The sequence below is a fragment of the Streptomyces sp. T39 genome, assembly GCF_008042045.1.
Classification (GTDB): Bacteria; Actinomycetota; Actinomycetes; order Streptomycetales; family Streptomycetaceae; genus Streptomyces.
In genome coordinates this window covers 1-1,261 of sequence record NZ_RDBP01000079.1, presented here as the reverse complement: position 1 = coordinate 1,261, position 1,261 = coordinate 1, and the positions used below count along the sequence as shown (strand labels likewise).

Genomic DNA, 1,261 nt, shown 5'->3' with positions numbered 1-1,261 from the left:
GCGGGTAACCCAGCGCTGCGCGCTGGGAAGGTAAACGCACCCGCTTCGCGGGTGCGGGAGACGCTGCGCGTCTTTGTCAAGCGCTGCGCGCTTGATGTTTCCCGCGTTGCGGGAAATCGTGTTTCCGCTGCGCTCCAACACGAGTGTGCGTCCCTGCGCTGCGCTTTGGGACGGGGCGTCCGCTGCGCTCCCGCCCTACCGGCTTCGCCGGGCAGCAGCGGGGATGGGTGATGGTGCATCATGTCGTCTACCGGGTAGGATCCCGGATTCTGGGGCACCATCCCCGGGGCCGGCCGAACCGGTGCCAGGTGCCTCGGACCATTCGGAGGGGCTCAACTCTGTACAGGGTTGGGTGTGAAGTTGAGCGCGCCTGATCTCTTGACTTCTGATAGGCCGTCGCTTCGGTGCGACCTCGGACAGCTTACCCGTAGCCGTGGCCTACGTGCCCGGGACCCGAGTGCTTTTAGTCGAGGTGATGCAACTTGACGGAGAGGCTGCCTCACTAATGATGCAGCGAGTAGTATCCTGTCAGGAAGCACATCACCTCTGGCGTCTGGGGATCTTCATGGCCGGTGGTATCAAGCTCTTCCCGCATCAGGCGGAGGCGGTGGAAGCTATCGTCTCCGGTCTGGAGATTCGGCCCGGTCAGCGCATTCCCGAGAATGGATTGCGTGGTCAGGTCCACGCAGCGTGTGGAACGGGAAAGACGTTCATCGCGGCTGCTGCCGCGCAGCGGATCGCGCCGAGGGGCCGTGTGTTGGTTCTCGTTCCGACGCTGGCGTTGTTGTCCCAGACGGTGCGGGAGTGGCGGGAGTTCGGGCATGCGGGTCCGATGGTAGCGGTGTGCTCGATGCAGGATGATCCTCGGCTGTATTCGCTCGGTGTCCCGTCTACGACCAGCTCGCCTCAGCTGGCGCTGCACTGGGGCAGGGGGCCGGTGACCGTGTTCGCCACGTATTCGTCCCTGCCGGTCCTGATCGAGGCGCACGAAGGCGCCTACGGGCTTCCTATGGACGTTTTCGACCTCGTGGTCGTGGACGAGGCGCACCGGACGTCGGGTTCGCTGGGGAAGGCGTGGGCCGCTGTTCACGACCASGAGGTCGAAAACGTCCATAGGAAGCCCGTAGGCGCCTTCGTGCGCCTCGATCAGGACCGGCAGGGACGAATACGTGGCGAACACGGTCACCGGCCCCCTGCCCCAGTGCAGCGCCAGCTGAGGCGAGCTGGTCGTAGACGGGACACCGAGCGAATACAGCCGAGG

1 protein-coding gene is annotated in these 1,261 nt (G+C 64.9%); it reads left to right on the top strand.

The window, feature by feature from the left end; all coding sequences use genetic code 11:
- Positions 1-565 precede the first annotated feature (565 nt).
- The coding region (locus tag EAO77_RS35320) for a DEAD/DEAH box helicase family protein (RefSeq protein ID WP_147992416.1) at positions 566-1,261 on the top strand (696 nt) is incomplete at its 3' end.